This is a genomic window from Leisingera daeponensis DSM 23529 (assembly GCF_000473145.1).
Taxonomy (GTDB): Bacteria; Pseudomonadota; Alphaproteobacteria; order Rhodobacterales; family Rhodobacteraceae; genus Leisingera; species Leisingera daeponensis.
The window spans coordinates 2,480,444-2,497,702 of sequence record NZ_KI421500.1 but is presented as its reverse complement, the minus strand read 5'-3'; the positions used below and the strand labels follow the sequence as shown (position 1 = coordinate 2,497,702).

The 17,259-nt window shown below is 61.8% G+C and carries 19 protein-coding genes; 17 read left to right on the top strand and 2 right to left on the bottom strand.

What is annotated here, in order from left to right:
• Positions 1–139: 139 nt before the first annotated feature.
• Positions 140–1,015 carry a DMT family transporter gene (locus tag DAEP_RS0112720; RefSeq protein ID WP_027244911.1) on the top strand — a complete coding sequence of 292 codons (876 nt, stop codon included), beginning with the start codon at positions 140–142 and terminating at the stop codon, positions 1,013–1,015.
• Here DAEP_RS0112720 and DAEP_RS0112715 read toward each other — a convergent pair.
• Entirely contained in the window at positions 1,012–1,824 is an 813-nt protein-coding gene (locus DAEP_RS0112715; RefSeq protein ID WP_027244910.1) for a putative rhamnosyl transferase, read from the bottom strand. The genes DAEP_RS0112720 and DAEP_RS0112715 overlap by 4 nt on opposite strands.
• Before the next feature lie 391 nt (positions 1,825–2,215).
• Here DAEP_RS0112715 and rpsL point away from each other — a divergent pair, with 391 nt between their 5' ends.
• From rpsL to DAEP_RS0112635, 16 genes are all read left to right on the top strand, one after another.
• Positions 2,216–2,587 carry a 30S ribosomal protein S12 gene (gene rpsL / locus DAEP_RS0112710; RefSeq protein WP_008204009.1) on the top strand — a complete coding sequence of 124 codons (372 nt, stop codon included), beginning with the start codon at positions 2,216–2,218 and terminating at the stop codon, positions 2,585–2,587.
• 15 nt (positions 2,588–2,602) lie between these two features.
• Positions 2,603–3,073, top strand: coding sequence for a 30S ribosomal protein S7 (gene rpsG, locus DAEP_RS0112705; RefSeq protein ID WP_008553314.1), 471 nt, complete (start codon positions 2,603–2,605; stop codon positions 3,071–3,073).
• Between the two features lie 18 nt (positions 3,074–3,091).
• A complete protein-coding gene (fusA, locus tag DAEP_RS0112700; protein ID WP_008556057.1) occupies positions 3,092–5,209 on the top strand; it encodes an elongation factor G in 2,118 nt (705 codons plus the stop codon).
• A 63-nt stretch (positions 5,210–5,272) separates the two neighbouring features.
• Positions 5,273–6,448: an elongation factor Tu gene (gene tuf, locus DAEP_RS0112695; RefSeq protein ID WP_008555140.1), complete on the top strand. Its 1,176-nt coding sequence runs from the start codon at positions 5,273–5,275 to the stop codon at positions 6,446–6,448.
• 597 nt (positions 6,449–7,045) lie between these two features.
• Positions 7,046–7,501, top strand: coding sequence for a DUF6680 family protein (locus DAEP_RS0112690; RefSeq protein WP_342665823.1), 456 nt, complete (start codon positions 7,046–7,048; stop codon positions 7,499–7,501).
• A 309-nt stretch (positions 7,502–7,810) separates the two neighbouring features.
• Complete coding sequence (gene rpsJ / locus DAEP_RS0112685) at positions 7,811–8,125, top strand: 30S ribosomal protein S10 (RefSeq protein ID WP_005621947.1); 315 nt, start codon at positions 7,811–7,813, stop codon at positions 8,123–8,125.
• 18 nt (positions 8,126–8,143) lie between these two features.
• On the top strand, positions 8,144–8,848 hold the full coding sequence (gene rplC / locus DAEP_RS0112680) for a 50S ribosomal protein L3 (RefSeq protein WP_008557460.1): 705 nt from the start codon (positions 8,144–8,146) through the stop codon (positions 8,846–8,848).
• Entirely contained in the window at positions 8,845–9,462 is a 618-nt protein-coding gene (gene rplD / locus DAEP_RS0112675) for a 50S ribosomal protein L4 (RefSeq protein ID WP_008553333.1), read from the top strand. Before rplC ends, rplD begins: the two co-directional genes overlap by 4 nt.
• The gene (locus DAEP_RS0112670) at positions 9,459–9,755 is read left to right on the top strand and encodes a 50S ribosomal protein L23 (RefSeq protein WP_008554554.1); all 297 of its coding nucleotides are present in this window, start codon (positions 9,459–9,461) and stop codon (positions 9,753–9,755) included. Before rplD ends, DAEP_RS0112670 begins: the two co-directional genes overlap by 4 nt.
• A 322-nt stretch (positions 9,756–10,077) precedes the next feature.
• The gene (locus tag DAEP_RS0112665; protein ID WP_154665056.1) at positions 10,078–10,965 is read left to right on the top strand and encodes a hypothetical protein; all 888 of its coding nucleotides are present in this window, start codon (positions 10,078–10,080) and stop codon (positions 10,963–10,965) included.
• A 295-nt stretch (positions 10,966–11,260) separates the two neighbouring features.
• On the top strand, positions 11,261–12,103 hold the full coding sequence (rplB, locus tag DAEP_RS0112660) for a 50S ribosomal protein L2 (protein WP_008557344.1): 843 nt from the start codon (positions 11,261–11,263) through the stop codon (positions 12,101–12,103).
• A 3-nt stretch (positions 12,104–12,106) separates the two neighbouring features.
• Positions 12,107–12,385: a 30S ribosomal protein S19 gene (rpsS, locus tag DAEP_RS0112655; RefSeq protein WP_008554066.1), complete on the top strand. Its 279-nt coding sequence runs from the start codon at positions 12,107–12,109 to the stop codon at positions 12,383–12,385.
• Between the two features lie 3 nt (positions 12,386–12,388).
• Positions 12,389–12,769: a 50S ribosomal protein L22 gene (gene rplV / locus DAEP_RS0112650; protein WP_008557868.1), complete on the top strand. Its 381-nt coding sequence runs from the start codon at positions 12,389–12,391 to the stop codon at positions 12,767–12,769.
• Positions 12,769–13,479 (top strand): 30S ribosomal protein S3, encoded by a 711-nt coding sequence (gene rpsC, locus DAEP_RS0112645; protein WP_008557825.1) that lies wholly within the window; start codon positions 12,769–12,771, stop codon positions 13,477–13,479. Before rplV ends, rpsC begins: the two co-directional genes overlap by 1 nt.
• 12 nt (positions 13,480–13,491) lie before the next feature.
• Positions 13,492–13,905: a 50S ribosomal protein L16 gene (rplP, locus tag DAEP_RS0112640; RefSeq protein WP_008556156.1), complete on the top strand. Its 414-nt coding sequence runs from the start codon at positions 13,492–13,494 to the stop codon at positions 13,903–13,905.
• 251 nt (positions 13,906–14,156) lie between these two features.
• Positions 14,157–14,975 carry a DUF2189 domain-containing protein gene (locus DAEP_RS0112635; protein ID WP_008554877.1) on the top strand — a complete coding sequence of 273 codons (819 nt, stop codon included), beginning with the start codon at positions 14,157–14,159 and terminating at the stop codon, positions 14,973–14,975.
• Positions 14,976–15,005: 30 nt separating this feature from the next.
• On the opposite strand, the gene DAEP_RS0112630 is transcribed toward DAEP_RS0112635, so the two are convergent.
• Entirely contained in the window at positions 15,006–17,174 is a 2,169-nt protein-coding gene (locus DAEP_RS0112630) for a methyl-accepting chemotaxis protein (RefSeq protein WP_027244907.1), read from the bottom strand.
• Positions 17,175–17,259: the final 85 nt, after the last annotated feature.

The window sequence follows — 17,259 nt, the reverse complement described above, 5'->3', positions numbered from 1 at the left end:
GCGTCATAAGACAGACTGAAAAGCCCCCGCATCCCCGATGCGGGGGCTTTTTCCTGTCCGCGTCCGGGGGTATCTGTTGCCGGGGCAGGGAGGGCGCAGAAATGGACAGCACGCGGCAGGCAACGTTTAAGGCGCGGCGATGACCCCCAATCAGACCGGGGCGCTGCTGATGACCGCGGCGATGGCGGCCTATACCTTCAACGATGCGCTGATAAAGCTGATCGGCGGGGCGCTGCCGCTGCCGCAGATCCTGACCATCCGCGGCATCGCCGCCAGTATCCTGATCTGTCTCCTGGCCCTGCGGCTGGGCGGTCTGCGCCTGCGGCTGCCGGGCCGGGCCTGGGGCATGATCGCACTCCGCTGCGCCTCCGAGGTGGCGGCCACCTATCTGTTCCTGACCGCGCTGATGGTGATGCCGATTGCCAATGTCACGGCGGTTCTGCAGGTGCTGCCGCTGACCGTGACCCTGGGCGCCGCGCTGGTCCTGGCGGAGCCGGTGGGCTGGCGCCGGCTGGCGGCGATTGCCGCCGGCTTTGCGGGGATGCTGCTGATCGTGCGCCCGGGCCCGGACGGGTTCAGCGAGGGCAGCCTTTATGCGCTGGCGTCGGTCGCCTGCATCACCGCCCGCGACCTCGTCACCCGCCGGATGCCGCCCGAGGTGCCGTCGATGACGGTAACCCTCTCCGCTTCGCTGTCGGTGCTGGCCTTCGGGCTGGCGTCCTCCGCCGCGGTGGACTGGCAGCCGATGGGCAGCCGTGAATGGCTGGCCCTGCTGGGCGCGGCGCTGTTCATCTTTGCCGGTTACCTGTGCTCGGTGATGACCATGCGGGTGGGCGAGATCGCGGCAATCGCGCCGTTCCGCTACAGCGGGCTTCTCTGGGCGCTGATCCTGGGCTGGCTGGTGTTCGGCGAATGGCCGGATCTGCTGACAACCGCCGGCGCCGCCATCGTGGCCGCGGCCGGCATCTTCACGCTCTACCGGGAACGCCGGCAGGCCCGCCGGCTGCGCGGCTAGGCGGCCCGGTCTTTGCCAAAGACGTCCCTGACCCGGGCCTCCCGGACCGCAAAGCGCGCTTCGAAGGCCCCCGCCAGCTCCGGCGTCAGCGGCTCCAGCGCCGGGCCGCCTGCCATATCGCGCGAGTCGTTGAACCGGTTGCGGGTGCGCACGAACATCGGCGCGTCGGTCACCGTGACGGTCGGCATGAAGCGGTTGATCTTGTGGTGGGCGAAATTCATGACCGTCAGCGGGCAGCCGCCGCGCACATACATGCCCAGGGCGGCCACCACATAGGGAAAAACGTCCTCCGCCGCGCGGATCCCCTGCGGCCCGGCCTCCGCCAGATAGCCGCGGTTGAAGTCGAACGCCACGCTGCGGTTCTTCCGCAGCAGTCCCTGGCAATCCCCGGCTGCCGCACGCAGCCGTTCGGTGAAATCCACCGAAACGGCATCGTCGTCATCATGGCGGAACTGCAGGCAAGGCTGGTCCGGATCGCGGCGGGCGCTGTTGAGGATCTCTTTCATCACCTCGCGGTGGCGGCGCGGCGGCTCCGCGCGGATCTGGACCTGCGGCATGTCCGCGGTCAGGTCGTGCAGCCGGTCCCGATGGATGCGCGGCAGGCTGTCGCCGGTGACCACGATCAGCGTGAAATCCTGGTCGGTCTGCTCCCGCAGGCAGGGCAGGGCGATGGTTTCCAGCAGCCGGAAACGCTCCTCCATCCGCTCGGCGTCATACAGATAGGCGATGCGCTGTTCGATTGTTTCATGTTCCACCTGAAACCCGCCGATCGCCGGGTAAGAGAACCGGCACAGCCCGATGACCTGCATTCTGAAATCCGTTCGTGACAATGGCGCTGGCGGCAACTATGGCGGGCGCGCGGTACCCTGGCAAGCGCCCGCGCGGCAGCCGCCCCGCTGCGGGCAGGCCGGGACAGGCCGGGGCAGGGGCCTTCCGCCCGGCTGCTGTTGACAACCTGCGCGACTCCCCATATATGCCCGGCTATCCGGCACCCGGAGCATGTCTCCACAAGCCGAATTCAAAATTGCAGTGGCTCAAGGCCTGGGCACTTTTATCACCCTGGCCCTCTGTAAACTCACCGCGTCGTCTCACCTCGGTACGGGAGCGATTGCGGTTTTTGCGCTTGTGGACGCATAAGTGCAGCGAAATCACCCGCACGCGCCGGCGTGCATGACAAGTTGCTAAACGGGGAATACCTGAATGCCAACGATCCAGCAGCTGATCCGCAAGCCGCGTCAGCCGAAACGCAAAGTTTCGAAGTCCCAGCACCTCGAGCAGTGCCCGCAGAAGCGCGGCGTCTGCACCCGCGTGTACACCACCACTCCGAAGAAGCCGAACTCCGCTATGCGGAAAGTTGCGAAGGTCCGCCTGACCAACGGTTTCGAAGTGATCTCCTACATCCCCGGTGAAAGCCACAACCTTCAGGAACACTCTGTGGTTCTGATCCGCGGCGGCCGGGTAAAAGACCTTCCGGGTGTCCGTTACCACATCCTGCGCGGTGTTCTGGATACCCAGGGCGTCAAAGACCGTAAGCAGCGCCGCTCGAAGTACGGCGCGAAGCGTCCTAAGTAAGAAGGAGAGAGCGAGATGTCCCGTCGTCACGCCGCAGAGAAGCGCGAAGTCCTGCCCGACGCCAAGTTCGGCGACCGCGTTCTGACCAAATTCATGAACAACCTGATGATCGACGGCAAGAAGTCGGTCGCAGAGCGTATTGTCTACAACGCGTTTGACCGCGTTGAGAGCAAGATCAAGCGCGCTCCGGTTGAAGTCTTCCACGAAGCGCTGGACAACATCAAACCGTCCGTCGAGGTCCGCTCCCGCCGTGTTGGTGGTGCGACCTACCAGGTTCCGGTTGAAGTCCGCCCCGAGCGCCGCGAAGCGCTGGCCATCCGCTGGCTGATCGCTGCTGCACGCAACCGCAACGAAAACACCATGGAAGAGCGCCTCGCAGGCGAGCTGATGGACGCCGTCCAGTCCCGTGGCACCGCGGTCAAGAAGCGCGAAGACACCCACAAGATGGCCGAGGCGAACAAAGCCTTCAGCCACTATCGCTGGTAAGCTAGAGGACCTAGACCTATGGCACGCGAATATCCCCTCGAACTGTACCGTAACTTCGGTATCATGGCGCACATCGACGCAGGTAAAACCACCTGCTCCGAGCGCATCCTGTATTACACCGGCAAATCCCACAACATCGGTGAGGTGCACGACGGTGCAGCCACCATGGACTGGATGGAGCAGGAGCAGGAACGCGGCATCACCATCACTTCGGCTGCGACCACCACCTTCTGGGAACGCACCGAGGACGGTCAGAACGCCGACACCCCGAAGCACCGCCTGAACATCATCGACACCCCCGGCCACGTTGACTTCACCATCGAAGTCGAGCGTTCGCTGGCGGTTCTCGACGGTGCCGTCTGCGTTCTCGACGCAAACGCCGGTGTTGAGCCCCAGACCGAAACCGTGTGGCGTCAGGCTGACCGCTACAAGGTTCCGCGCATGGTGTTCGTCAACAAGATGGACAAGATCGGCGCCGACTTCTTCAACTGCGTTCGCATGATCGAAGACCGCACCGGCGCCCGCGCCGTTCCCGTCGGTATTCCGATCGGCGCAGAGAACGAGCTGGAAGGCCTGATCGACCTGGTCACCATGAAAGAGTGGCTGTGGAAGGGTGAAGACCTTGGCGCCTCCTGGGAGCAGGTCGAAATCCGCGACAGCCTGAAAGACCTGGCTGACGAATGGCGCGGCAAGATGATCGAAGCGGCCGTCGAAGAAGACGACGACGCCATGGAAGCCTATCTGGAAGGCGAAGAGCCCGACGTGCCGACCCTGCGCAAACTGCTGCGCAAGGGCACCCTGGCGCTGCACTTCGTTCCGGTCCTGGGCGGTTCCGCGTTCAAGAACAAAGGTGTGCAGCCGCTGCTGAACGCCGTGATCGACTACCTGCCCAGCCCGCTGGACGTTGTCGACTACATGGGCTTCAAGCCGGGCGACGAAAACGAAGAGCGTAACATCGCCCGCCGCGCGGACGACAACATGCCCTTCGCGGGCCTGGCGTTCAAAATCATGAACGACCCGTTCGTCGGCTCCCTGACCTTCACCCGGATCTACTCCGGCGTGATGAACAAGGGCGACACCCTGCTGAACTCGACCAAGGGCAAGAAAGAGCGCGTTGGCCGGATGATGATGATGCACTCGAACAACCGTGAGGAAATCACGGAAGCGTTCGCAGGCGACATCATCGCGCTGGCAGGCCTGAAGGACACCACCACCGGTGACACCCTCTGCGCCGTCAACGACCCGGTCGTTCTGGAAACCATGACCTTCCCGGATCCGGTGATCGAGATCGCGGTTGAGCCGAAAACCAAGGCCGACCAGGAGAAGATGTCCCAGGGTCTGGCCCGTCTGGCCGCCGAAGACCCGTCCTTCCGCGTCGAAACCGACATCGAGTCCGGTCAGACCATCATGAAGGGCATGGGCGAACTTCACCTGGACATCCTGGTGGACCGCCTCAAGCGCGAGTTCAAGGTCGAGGCGAACATCGGTGCGCCGCAGGTGGCCTACCGCGAGACCATCTCCAAAGAGGTCGAGCATTCCTACACCCACAAGAAACAGTCGGGTGGTTCGGGCCAGTTCGCCGAGGTGAAACTGATCATCTCTCCGACCGAGCCGGGCGAAGGCTACTCCTTCGAATCCCGTATCGTCGGCGGTGCGGTGCCGAAGGAATACATCCCGGGTGTCGAAAAAGGCATCAAGTCGGTCATGGACTCCGGTCCGCTGGCAGGCTTCCCGGTGATCGACTTCAAGGTTGCCCTGGTCGACGGTAAGTTCCACGACGTGGACTCCAGCGTTCTGGCCTTCGAAATCGCCGCCCGCATGGGTATGCGCGAAGGCATGCGCAAAGCTGGCGCGAAACTGCTCGAGCCGGTGATGAAGGTTGAGGTGATCACCCCGGAAGAATACACCGGCGGCATCATCGGCGACCTGACCTCCCGCCGCGGCCAGGTGTCCGGCCAGGAGAACCGCGGCAACGCCATCGCCATCGACGCCTTCGTGCCGCTGGCCAACATGTTCGGCTACATCAACACTCTGCGCTCGATGAGCTCGGGCCGCGCCCAGTTCACCATGCAGTTCGATCACTACGATCCGGTGCCGCAGAACATCTCGGAAGAGATCCAGGCGAAATACGCGTAAGCGTCAGAAAATAAGGGGGCTCGCAGGTGGTGCGGGCCTCCCTCCAAGCAAAAGGAGGCCATCATGGCTAAGGAAAAGTTTGAACGTAATAAACCGCACGTCAACATCGGCACCATCGGCCACGTTGACCACGGCAAGACCACGCTGACCGCAGCGATCACCAAATACTTCGGTGACTTCAAAGCCTACGACCAGATCGACGGCGCACCGGAAGAAAAAGCGCGCGGCATCACCATCTCCACCGCGCACGTGGAATATGAGACCGAAGCGCGCCACTATGCGCACGTCGACTGCCCCGGCCACGCCGACTACGTGAAGAACATGATCACCGGTGCTGCCCAGATGGACGGCGCGATCCTGGTTGTGAACGCCGCTGACGGCCCGATGCCGCAGACCCGCGAGCACATCCTGCTGGGCCGCCAGGTTGGCATCCCGAAGATGGTCGTGTTCATGAACAAGGTTGACCAGGTCGACGACGAAGAGCTGCTGGAGCTCGTCGAAATGGAAATCCGCGAGCTGCTGTCGTCCTACGACTACCCGGGCGACGATATCCCGATCATCGCGGGCTCCGCGCTGGCGGCGATGGAAGGCCGTGATCCGGAAATCGGCGAAGAGAAGATCAAGGCGCTGATGGCGGCTGTCGACGAGTACATCGACACCCCGGCACGTGCGGTTGACCAGCCGTTCCTGATGCCGATCGAAGACGTGTTCTCGATCTCCGGCCGCGGCACCGTTGTGACCGGCCGTGTGGAGCGTGGCGTGATCAACGTGGGCGACTCGATCGAGATCGTCGGCATCCGCGACACCCAGACCACCACCTGCACCGGTGTGGAAATGTTCCGCAAGCTGCTGGACCGCGGTGAAGCGGGCGACAACATCGGCGCGCTGCTGCGCGGCATCGACCGTGAAGGCGTTGAGCGCGGCCAGGTTCTGTGCGCGCCGAAATCGGTGAAGCCGCACACCAAGTTCGAAGCCGAAGCCTATATCCTGACCAAGGAAGAAGGCGGCCGCCACACCCCGTTCTTCGCGAACTACCGTCCGCAGTTCTACTTCCGCACCACCGACGTGACCGGCACCGTGACCCTGCCGGAAGGCACCGAGATGGTGATGCCGGGCGACAACCTGAAGTTCGGCGTTGAGCTGATCGCGCCGATCGCGATGGAAGACGGCCTGCGCTTCGCCATCCGCGAAGGCGGCCGCACCGTCGGCGCCGGCGTCGTGTCGAAGATCATCGAGTAATTCGCGTCAGCGAATGTTCGAACGGAAAGGGCGCCCTTGCGGCGCCCTTTTTGTTTGAACGCGATGATCCCGAGACGCGCGCACTAAGACTGTTTCCAAAATCATTGAATAATGATTTTGAAACGGTGGGCGGCAGGCGGTTTTCGCTAGGAAACCGCTGAGAGCCCACACGGTTCTGATTACAGAAAGGGCCGCTCGATTGAGCGGCCCTTTTTCTGTGTGGCGCACGGCTCCTGTAGGGGGGCAATCTGCCCACCCTTTTGGAACACTGGACACGCCCACCACCTTGCCTCTTCCCGTAACCTCAGAACAGGGCAGGGACCGGCCAGGGGCCGGAGGCCGTCTTGCAAAAGCTCCAGTGGAGCTTTTGAGGCCGCAGGGAGCGCCAGCTCCGGGTGCGATGCTAATCGCGCCCGCCCTCCGGGCTGGCCGGGCGCGGCCCGAACGCGCGGCGTCCGGGCGGTCTTATCCAGTTTTGGCTTGAATAGTTGCGGTGAATCCCATGACGTTTCACCGGTCAACCTAGCCGGGGAAATCGGATGAATGAAATTACAGTAGGCCTTCTCAGCCTAGTCGTTTCGACCGTTACAGCCATCGTTGCGGTGCCTGCAAACAAAAGAGGCTAAAGAACAGTTGCTTCTCAGGATGCTGAATAGTTGGTTAACTCCAGCTAACCCTGAGTACCAAGCGGCTGTCTCCTCCATAGAGGTAGTTTTCTCTGACAGCCCGAATGTCTTGAGGAAGCGGGATTCTCTGATCGCACATGTAAGTAATGAAGCTGCGGAGCGACAAAACAGCCGCATTTTCGCCCATGCGGCGAGAGAAAAGCAGGCAGAGTTGCTTGCGGCTATGGGCGAAGCATCAGGCATCAAGATGGATGACAAACAACTCTTGCAGGCCGCGTACCTGACGAAGGCATTTGTCCGGCGGGAGGAGTTGCTGCATGAGGCTTTCGCGTCGTGGCCGCGTATCGCGCGATCACTAGAAGAGGCGAATGCAAATACTCAAAGGATTATTGCGGCAGCGAGCGCCGAAGCGGGAAAGAACAATTAACTTCTTGTTCCCAGATGCTATCGAAATTCTGTTCCTTGCTCCCCGACATTCCCTAGCAAGTGTCGGGCAGGCAATCTACCCGCCGTAAGGTACCCTTAACCTCCCCTAACAACCCCCAAACCCGCCGTACGCCCTGAACGCAACCGTTTCGTGGCGAAACCCCTTGCCACTAGGGCCCGCAGGGCGTATAGGGCGCAAGTTCGCTGATGCGAATAGGGGCGGGATGATTCCCGCCTTTTGGGTTCGAAGAGGGATTGCGGTGAGCGCGGGCCCTCCTCTCAACCCCAACGCCTAGAATAAGGCTATACGATGCAAAGCCAAAACATCCGTATCCGGCTGAAGGCATTTGACTACCGCGTGCTGGATGCCAGCACCCAGGAAATCGTCAACACTGCCAAGCGGACCGGCGCCCAAGTGCGCGGCCCGATCCCGCTGCCGAACAAGATCGAGAAATTCACTGTTCTGCGTGGCCCCCACGTTGACAAGAAATCCCGCGACCAGTTCGAGATCCGCACCCACAAGCGCCTTCTCGATATTGTCGACCCGACCCCGCAGACCGTGGACGCGCTGATGAAGCTCGACCTGGCCGCCGGCGTTGACGTCGAAATCAAGCTGCAGTCGTAAGATCGGAGGGTATAGATTATGCGTTCCGGTATTATCGCAAAGAAAGTCGGCATGACCCGGCTGTTCATGGAAGACGGCAAGCAGATCCCGGTGACCGTTCTCCACCTGGACGGCCTGCAGGTTGTTGCGCAGCGCACCGAAGACAAAGACGGCTACACCGCCGTTCAGCTGGGTGCAGGCACCGCCAAGGCAAAGCGCACCTCGCAAGCCATGCGCGGCCATTTCGCAGCAGCCAAGGTTGAGCCCAAGCGCAAGCTGGTTGAATTCCGCGTCCCCGCTGACGCGCTGATCGAAGTCGGTGCCGAAATCTCGGCCGAACACTTCCTGGCTGGCCAGAAAGTGGACGTGACCGGCACCTCGATCGGTAAAGGTTTCGCCGGTGCCATGAAGCGGCACAACTTCGGCGGCCTGCGCGCCTCGCACGGTGTGTCGATCTCGCACCGTTCGCACGGTTCGACCGGTCAGTGTCAGGACCCGGGCAAGGTCTTCAAAGGCAAGAAAATGGCCGGCCACATGGGCGCAGCCCGCGTGACCACCCAGAACCTGGAAGTGGTGAAAACCGACGCCGAGCGCGGCCTGGTATTCATCAAGGGCGCCGTTCCGGGCCCGAAATCCGGCTGGGTTACCGTCAAGGATGCCGTGAAGAAGAAAGCCCCCGAGGGTCTGCCTTTCCCGGCCGCTCTGAAAACTGCGGAAGCTTCCGCGGAAGGTGGTGAAGCATGAAACTTGACGTGATCAAACTCGACGGCGGCAAGGCTGGCGACATCGAGCTGTCCGAAGACCTGTTCGGCCTGGAGCCGCGTGCGGACATCCTGCACCGCGTGGTCCGCTGGCAGCGCAACAACGCGCAGCAGGGCACCCACAAGGTGAAGACCCGCTCGGAGACCTCCTACTCGACCAAGAAGATCTACCGCCAGAAGGGCACCGGCGGCGCACGCCACGGTGACCGCAACGCGCCGATCTTCCGCAAGGGCGGTATCTACAAGGGCCCCGTTGTCCGGTCGCACGGCCACGAGCTGACCAAGAAGTTCCGCAAGCTGGGCCTGCGCCACGCGCTGTCCGCCAAAGCCAAAGCGGGCGAGCTGGTCATCATCGAGGACGCGGCTGCCGAAGGCAAGACCGCAGCTCTGGCCAAGCAGGTGAAAAACCTGGGCTGGAAGCGCGCGCTGATCATCGACGGCGCATCGGTCAACGAAGGCTTCCTGCAAGCGTCGCGCAACATCGAAGGTCTGGACATCCTGCCGACCATCGGTGCCAACGTCTATGACATCCTGAAGCGTGACACCCTGGTGATCACCAAGGCAGGTGTCGAAGCACTGGAGGCTCGTCTGAAATGAGCGTGAAGGCAGAACACTACGACGTGATCCGCAAGCCGATCATCACCGAGAAATCCACCATGGCGTCCGAAAACGGCGCAGTGGTGTTCGAAGTGGCAATCGACTCCAACAAGCCGATGATCAAGGAAGCTGTCGAAGCTCTCTTTGGCGTCAAGGTGAAAGCGGTCAACACCACCGTCACCAAGGGTAAGGTCAAGCGTTTCCGCGGCCAGATCGGCCGCCGCAAGGACGTGAAAAAAGCCTATGTGACCCTGGAAGAAGGCAACACCATCGACGTGTCCACCGGACTCTGAGATTTGCCTTTTTGACAAGATTGAGAGGCCCTCGCGCAAGCGGGGGCCTTTTTCGTTGGGACAGGGGGCTTGTGGGGCTTGTGGGGCATGGCGGGGTCCTTTGGAACAGCTCGGCCTCAAGGTTATAGCCGCTGCCGGTTAAGATCCGCGAAGCCCTGCGTGCGGTGGGTGCGCAACGGCCATCAAAGCACTGAGCTGCGATCTCGCTCCCAGGCGCGGGATCAAGGCCGCAGGCCGCCGCGCCAGCGTCATGCTGAAAGCATGCCTCCGGCATGACCCGCCCCCATGGGGCGGCGCTACTTGGCGGGTGGTGTGCCTGTCGGTGAGCTTCTACGGATTTGGCCGGGATAAACTGACAAACGCCATGGTGAGAGCGCCACCCCTCGAGACAGCGCTGGCGCGCCTCTTGAAAACAGGACGACGTGAACAGGCGCAACCTTGTTCTGTCGGGGAAACGCGGAAGTTCTTAAGCCAGAACATAATTTTGACCATGTTCATAAGTAGTTGGAGAATTGTTTCTGAAGAGTTTTGGAACCTGGATATGAAAAAAAGTTATGTGCCAAAATTGGGTGGCGAATTAGGGATCACGGTTGAGTGGAGATCGTTGGATGAGCGGCCTGATGACATGTTGGCTTTGAATCTGCCTGCTATCGATCGAAAGCTAGCGGGGCTAGTTTCACACGAGTTGGGCGTTGATTTTGAAGAAATGTACCGGTTTCTTAATGGCTTCACGCAGTGTAACGCTGATGTCGATTGGCGACATGGCCTATCTGGATTGTATGACCGGAATTTTGACTTGCTGTCGATGTCGGAGGTCCTTTGCCTTCATCCGGATATGATTTTGCAAGGTCTGATTAACAATGCGTGCATCGGATATTTCCCTCGCAAAACGTTTGTTACAATCGGGCCATACTTTATGGATGAAAACATTGAGGGCGCTTACACCGAAGGTGAGCTCGTCTGTACGTATTTAGCTTTGCAGTTTGTAGGCTGCACCGACGAAGAAGTGCCACGTTACGGGGGGTACTTTGAAATCAGTCGAGAATTGCAAGCTGTTCGTGTAAGTTATCAGGCTGCTCTGGAACGCTATCAGCAAGAAAGGGAAGCTGTTGGGCGTTTGGAGGCAGACATAAGGAAGTATGACGACGAAGATACGCGAAGAGGCATGAAGAAGCCCCGCTGGCGTGATTATCTCTATGCAGTAGAGTAAGGCGCAGCGATGAACTACAACTCTGTCGAATGGCAGTACCCATAACTTGTAGGGTCTTAAGCTAATCGCTCGCTGCAATGATGACAGAAAAGCAGCTAGACTCCCCCAAACACCTCTGCTAAGTCGCACCAATCCTGCAGACCCCGGATTCGTTCCGGGGTCGTTACGTTTGTCAGGATGTTCGAACCTGGGGACCTTCGGGGCCCTATAACTCAGGCACCTCCGGGGGCCTTAAACATAGCGGGTCCAAAGACAAGAACCTAAGGGCCTGCACGCTAAACGGAAGACAGAAAGCATGGCACTCAAGTCGTATAAACCGACGACGCCGGGCCAGCGTGGGCTGGTTCTGATCGACCGTTCGGAGCTTTGGAAAGGGCGTCCGGTCAAATCCCTCACTGAGGGCCTGACCAAAACGGGCGGCCGGAACAACACCGGACGTATCACAATGCGCCGCATGGGTGGCGGTGCAAAGCGCCTGTACCGGATCGTGGACTTCAAACGGAACAAGTTTGATGTCGCCGCAACCGTCGAGCGCATCGAATATGACCCCAACCGGACGGCCTTCATCGCCCTGGTGAAGTATGACGACGGCGAGCTGGCCTACATCCTGGCCCCGCAGCGTCTGGCTGTCGGCGACAAGGTCATCGCCTCCGCAAAGGCAGACATCAAGCCGGGCAACGCAATGCCGTTCTCGGGCATGCCGATCGGTACCATCGTTCACAACATCGAAATGAAGCCCGGCAAAGGCGGCCAGATCGCCCGTGCAGCCGGTACTTACGCTCAGTTCGTTGGCCGTGACGGTGGTTACGCCCAGATCCGCCTGTCCTCGGGCGAACTGCGCCTGGTGCGTCAGGAATGCATGGCCACCGTCGGTGCAGTGTCGAACCCGGACAACTCGAACCAGAACTTCGGTAAAGCCGGCCGTATGCGCCACAAGGGCAAGCGTCCTTCCGTGCGTGGTGTCGTGATGAACCCGATCGACCACCCCCACGGCGGTGGTGAAGGCCGGACCTCCGGCGGGCGCCACCCGGTGACCCCCTGGGGCAAACCGACCAAGGGCAAACGGACCCGCAACAAAAACAAGGCGTCGCAGAAGCTTATCGTCCGCTCGCGCCACGCCAAGAAGAAAGGCCGCTAATCCATGGCACGTTCCGTATGGAAGGGCCCCTTCGTTGATGCTTACGTCCTGAAAAAGGCCGAAGCAGCGCGTGAATCGGGCCGCAATGAAGTGATCAAGATCTGGTCGCGCCGTTCCACCATCCTGCCGCAGTTCGTCGGCCTGACCTTTGGTGTGTACAACGGCCAGAAGCATATCCCCGTCAACGTCTCGGAAGACATGATCGGTCAGAAGTTCGGTGAATACTCGCCGACCCGCACCTATTATGGCCACGCCGCAGACAAAAAAGCGAAGCGGAAGTAAGTCATGGGCAAGGAAAAGAACCCCCGCCGCGTGGCAGACAACGAAGCAATGGCAAAACTGCGCATGCTCCGTACCTCGCCGCAGAAACTGAACCTGGTGGCGCAGATGATCCGCGGCAAGAAAGTCGAAAAGGCGCTGACCGACCTGACCTTCTCCAACAAGCGGATTGCGCAGGACGTGAAGAAATGCCTTCAGTCCGCCATTGCGAACGCTGAGAACAACCACAACCTGGACGTCGATGAACTGATCGTCGCCGAGGCATGGGTTGGCAAGAACCTGACCATGAAGCGCGGCCGTCCGCGTGCCCGTGGCCGGTTCGGCAAAATCCTGAAGCCGTTCGCGGAGATCACCATCAAGGTGCGTCAAGTTGAGGAGCAAGCCTAATGGGTCAGAAAGTCAATCCGATCGGCATGCGCCTTCAGGTGAACCGCACCTGGGACAGCCGCTGGTACGCCGACACCAAAGACTACGGTGATCTGCTGCTCGAGGACATCAAAATCCGCGAGTTCATCAAGGAAGAGTGCAAGCAGGCAGGCATTGCGCGCGTGATCATCGAGCGCCCGCACAAGAAATGCCGCGTCACCATCCACACCGCCCGTCCGGGCGTCATCATCGGCAAGAAAGGCGCGGACATCGAAGTCCTGCGCAAGAAGCTGGCCAAGATGACCGACTCCGAGCTGCACCTCAACATCGTTGAAGTGCGCAAGCCGGAACTGGACGCCCAGCTGGTCGGCGAGTCCATCGCCCAGCAGCTGGAGCGCCGTGTGTCCTTCCGCCGCGCCATGAAGCGTGCGGTTCAGAACGCCATGCGCATGGGCGCCCTGGGTATCCGGGTGAACGTCGCAGGCCGTCTGGGCGGAGCGGAAATCGCGCGTACCGAATGGTACCGTGAGGGCCGCGTGCCGCTGCACACCCTGCGTGCCGACATCGATTACGCACACTCCGAAGCGATGACCCCCTACGGGATCATCGGGATCAAGGTCTGGATCTTCAAAGGCGAGATCATGGAGCACGATCCTTCGGCGCGTGACCGTAAAGCACAAGAAATCCAGGACGGCCCTGCACCCCGTGGTGCCGGTGGCGGCCGTCGCTAAGGAGGATTTGAGATGCTTCAGCCAAAGCGCACTAAATTCCGCAAGATGCATAAGGGCCGGATTCACGGTCTGGCAAAAGGCGGTTCCGACCTGAACTTCGGCACCTATGGCCTGAAGGCAACCCAGCCTGAGCGTGTGACTGCACGCCAGATCGAGGCTGCCCGCCGCGCCATGACCCGCCATATGAAACGTCAGGGCCGTGTTTGGATCCGTATCTTCCCGGACACTCCGGTGACCTCGAAGCCGACCGAAGTCCGTATGGGTAAAGGTAAAGGCTCCGTGGACTACTGGGCAGCCAAGGTTAAGCCTGGCCGCGTGATGTTCGAGATCGACGGCGTCAGCGACGAAGTCGCCCGCGAGGCCCTGCGCCTGGCGGCGATGAAGCTGCCGGTCAAGACCCGCGTCGTGGTCCGCGAAGACTGGTAAGTCTGGCGACTGCCAAGAAATGAAAGCCCCCGCCGGGAGACCGGCGGGGGTTTTTTCGTTGCGGGGGGCTGTGTCGGGGCAGGGGGCCGGGTTTGCCGCGCGGGTTTGGCTGCCTTGCGGCCCCTTGCCGCAAAGCCTTGCCTGATGCACACTTGCACGCGGAGGAGGGATGCCTGTTTCACCGCCGGGTCCAGCGCCGGGTTTCCGGGCAAGCGGGCCGGCGCGGTGCCATGCTTTGGGAGGAGTGTGTCATGACATCCAAGACCGCAGCGCCCCCGCCGCCGGACAAGCTGCAGCCGCCGCCGCAATTCGTGCCAAAGGTCAACAAGGTGACTGCGGGCGATATCGCCGCGGCGCTGAAGGCCGGGGTTTCCGATTTCCGCGCGCACCCCTTCATGAGCGGCTTCTTCGGCCTGTTCTATGCGGTTTTCGGAATCCTGTTTGTCTGGTGCCTGGTCTGGCTCGGCGCGATCTGGATGATCATTCCCGCCGCGGTGGGCTTTCCGCTGGTCGCGCCCTTCGCCGCCGCCGGGCTTTATGAAATGTCGCGCCGGCGGCAGAGGGGAGAAAGCTTCAGCTGGTCCGGTATCCTCACCGTGGCGGCCGATCAGCGCAACCGCGAGCTGGGCTGGATGGCCTTTGTCACCCTGTTCATTTTCTGGGTGTGGATTTACCAGGTCCGGCTGTGGCTGGCGATCCTCCTCAAGGATGCGTCCTTCTCGGATTTCGACGGGTTCATGAACACCGTTTTCTTCACGCCGCAGGGCTGGGCCTTTCTTGCGGTCGGCACCTGCGTGGGCGCCTTCCTGTCGGCAGTCCTGTTCTCGGTGACCGTTGTCGCCATGCCGATGCTGCTGGACCGGGAGACCAATTTCGTGTCTGCGATGATCACCTCCATTCGCGTGGTCACGGAAAACCCGTTGGTCATGCTAGGCTGGGCGGCGATCATTTCAGCCGCCATGCTGGTGTCGCTGGTTCCGGCGTTTCTGGGGCTGATCTTCACCCTGCCCATCCTTGGCCATACCACATGGCATCTCTACCGCCGGGCCGTGCCGCCAGTGGAGGGGTGACCTGTCCAGCCACCCCCTTGCGCGGGCGTTCTATGCGGCCTGTGCAGCGGGTGCGCGTTCCGGTGCCCTGTCCGCACCGGCAGGGGCCGCTGGCTCCAGCCGGAAGCCGGAAATCGCCCGCGCCAGGTTGCCCGCCTCGTCGCGCAGCATCTGGCCGGCCGCTGCGGTTTCCTCCAGCATGGCGGCGCTGCGCTGGGAATCCTTGTCCAGCGCCTCGATCGCCGCGCTGACTTCGGAAATGCCGTTGGCCTGCTCGGTGGTGTTCTCGGCGATCTCGTTCACCTTTTCGGCGGCCCGGGTCACGGTCTCCAGGATCGCGGCCAGCGCTTTGCCTGCCTCATCCACCAGTTCGACGCCGCCGGTCACCTCGCTTTGACTGCTGCTGATCAATGCGCTGATTTCCTGCGCCGCGCTTGAAGACCGCTGCGCCAGCGCCCGCACTTCCGAGGCGACGACCGCAAAGCCGCGCCCGGCTTCGCCCGCGCGCGCGGCCTCCACCCCGGCGTTCAGCGCCAGCAGGTTGGTCTGGAAGGCCACATCGTCGATCAGGCCGGTGATCTTGGAAATCGCGTCCGAGGATTCCTTGATGCGCTGCATGGCGGCGACCGTCTTGTCCGCGACCTCCCGGGTGGCTTCCGCCTTGGTCTGGGCGTCGTTGACGAACTGGCGGGCGTCCTGGGCGCTGGCGGCGGTATCGTGGACCGTGTCGCGGACCGTTTGCAGCGCCGCCGCGGTTTGTTCCAGCGCGGCGGCAGAGGATTCGCCGCGGTGCGAGGCATCGGCGACCGCCGCAGCGATCTCCTGCGAGGTCTCGTTCAGCATCCTGCCGCTGCCGGCCAGCTGCCCGACCACATCCTCAAGGCTGCACGCCAGGTTGTCGATGGCCCCGGCGATATTCTTGAACACGCCCTTCTGGCCTGCCGGCATCCGCCGGGTCAGGTCGCCCTCGGCAAGCGCGTCCAGCACCTTGAGAACATCGCCCAGGCCCTTGCCGGCCACTTCCCCGATGGCGTTCACGCCGCGGCCCAGGCTGCCGTCCTGGCCGCCGTCGCCGGTGTCAGCGATCCGGCGCGAGAAATCGCCCTCGCCGCAGGCGGCGATCACTTCCGTTATCTCCCGGGTGAGCTGCTGCTTGGCGGCCTCTGCCTTGCGGAAGGCGCCGGCGGCCTGGGCAATCGCGGCAATCTCGCGGATGCCGGATTTCGGGATCTCCGGGGTGAAGTCGTTCTGCATCATCTTCTTGAGCACGGTATCGGTCTGCTTAAGCGGCCGGGCGATGCTGCGGGCCAGGAGCAGGGCCACCGCGACAAACAGGAGCGAACCGCCGATGCCCGCCCGCAGCGCGTTGGTCTGCGCCTCGGCGCTGACCGTTTCGCCGCTGGCCCACGCCTCATCCCGCAGGGCGCGCACCTCCTCGTGGATGGCGGCCAGCAGCGGTTCGGCATCCGCATAATGGCCCGACACCTGCTTGCGCAGCTGCTGTTCGTTCAGCGATTCCCCGGCATAGGCGGCAAAGGACGCCTGGTAGGCGCCGATCAGGCCCAGGATTTCCTTCTGCTGGGCGGCGCTGGTGTAATAGCTCGCCGGGAAGGCGCGGAACTCTTCCACGCGGGCGTTCAGCCGGTCCAGGTATTTCGGCGCCTGGCGCATGATGAAGTCCTTCTCGTGCCGCCGCATCATCAGCATTTTCACCTGCATGACCGGCTGATCCAGCGCTTCCAGAGTGGCCTCGGCATTCTTGACCGACGTGCGCAGCTCTCCCTCCAGGCCGCTGTTCTCGTCCAGCCCCAGCCGCCTGTTGCTGCCGGCCAGCGCGATAAAGCTGGCCTCATAGGCGTCAATCGCGGCGCCGATGTCCTTGAGCTGCAGGGCGGCGCCGGACAATTCGGCCACCGCCGGCATCTGACGGCCAAGAGAGCCGTAAGTCTCCTTAATCCGGGTCATCGTTGAGGCGTGGCGGGACAGGTATTTTTCATCCCGGCGCAGCAGGAAATCCTTTTCGGCGCGCCGGGCCTTCAGGAACTCAAGCTCGATCTTGTCGAGGTTCAGATAGATCTCCTCAATCCCGGCAACGCGCCGCTGCATGTCATCGCGCACGGAATGCGAATAGAGCAGCAGGCTGACCAGTGCGGCCATCAGGCCGCCTGCGAGAACGATGATGGAGAGGATGGCCGTGCTGACGGTAAGTTTTGATTTCATAGGACCTGGACCATTTCACTGAGACCTCTTGCAGAGGCGTTTTTGGTCCAAAATGGACTTCATTCGTTAAATCAGCGTGAGCTTC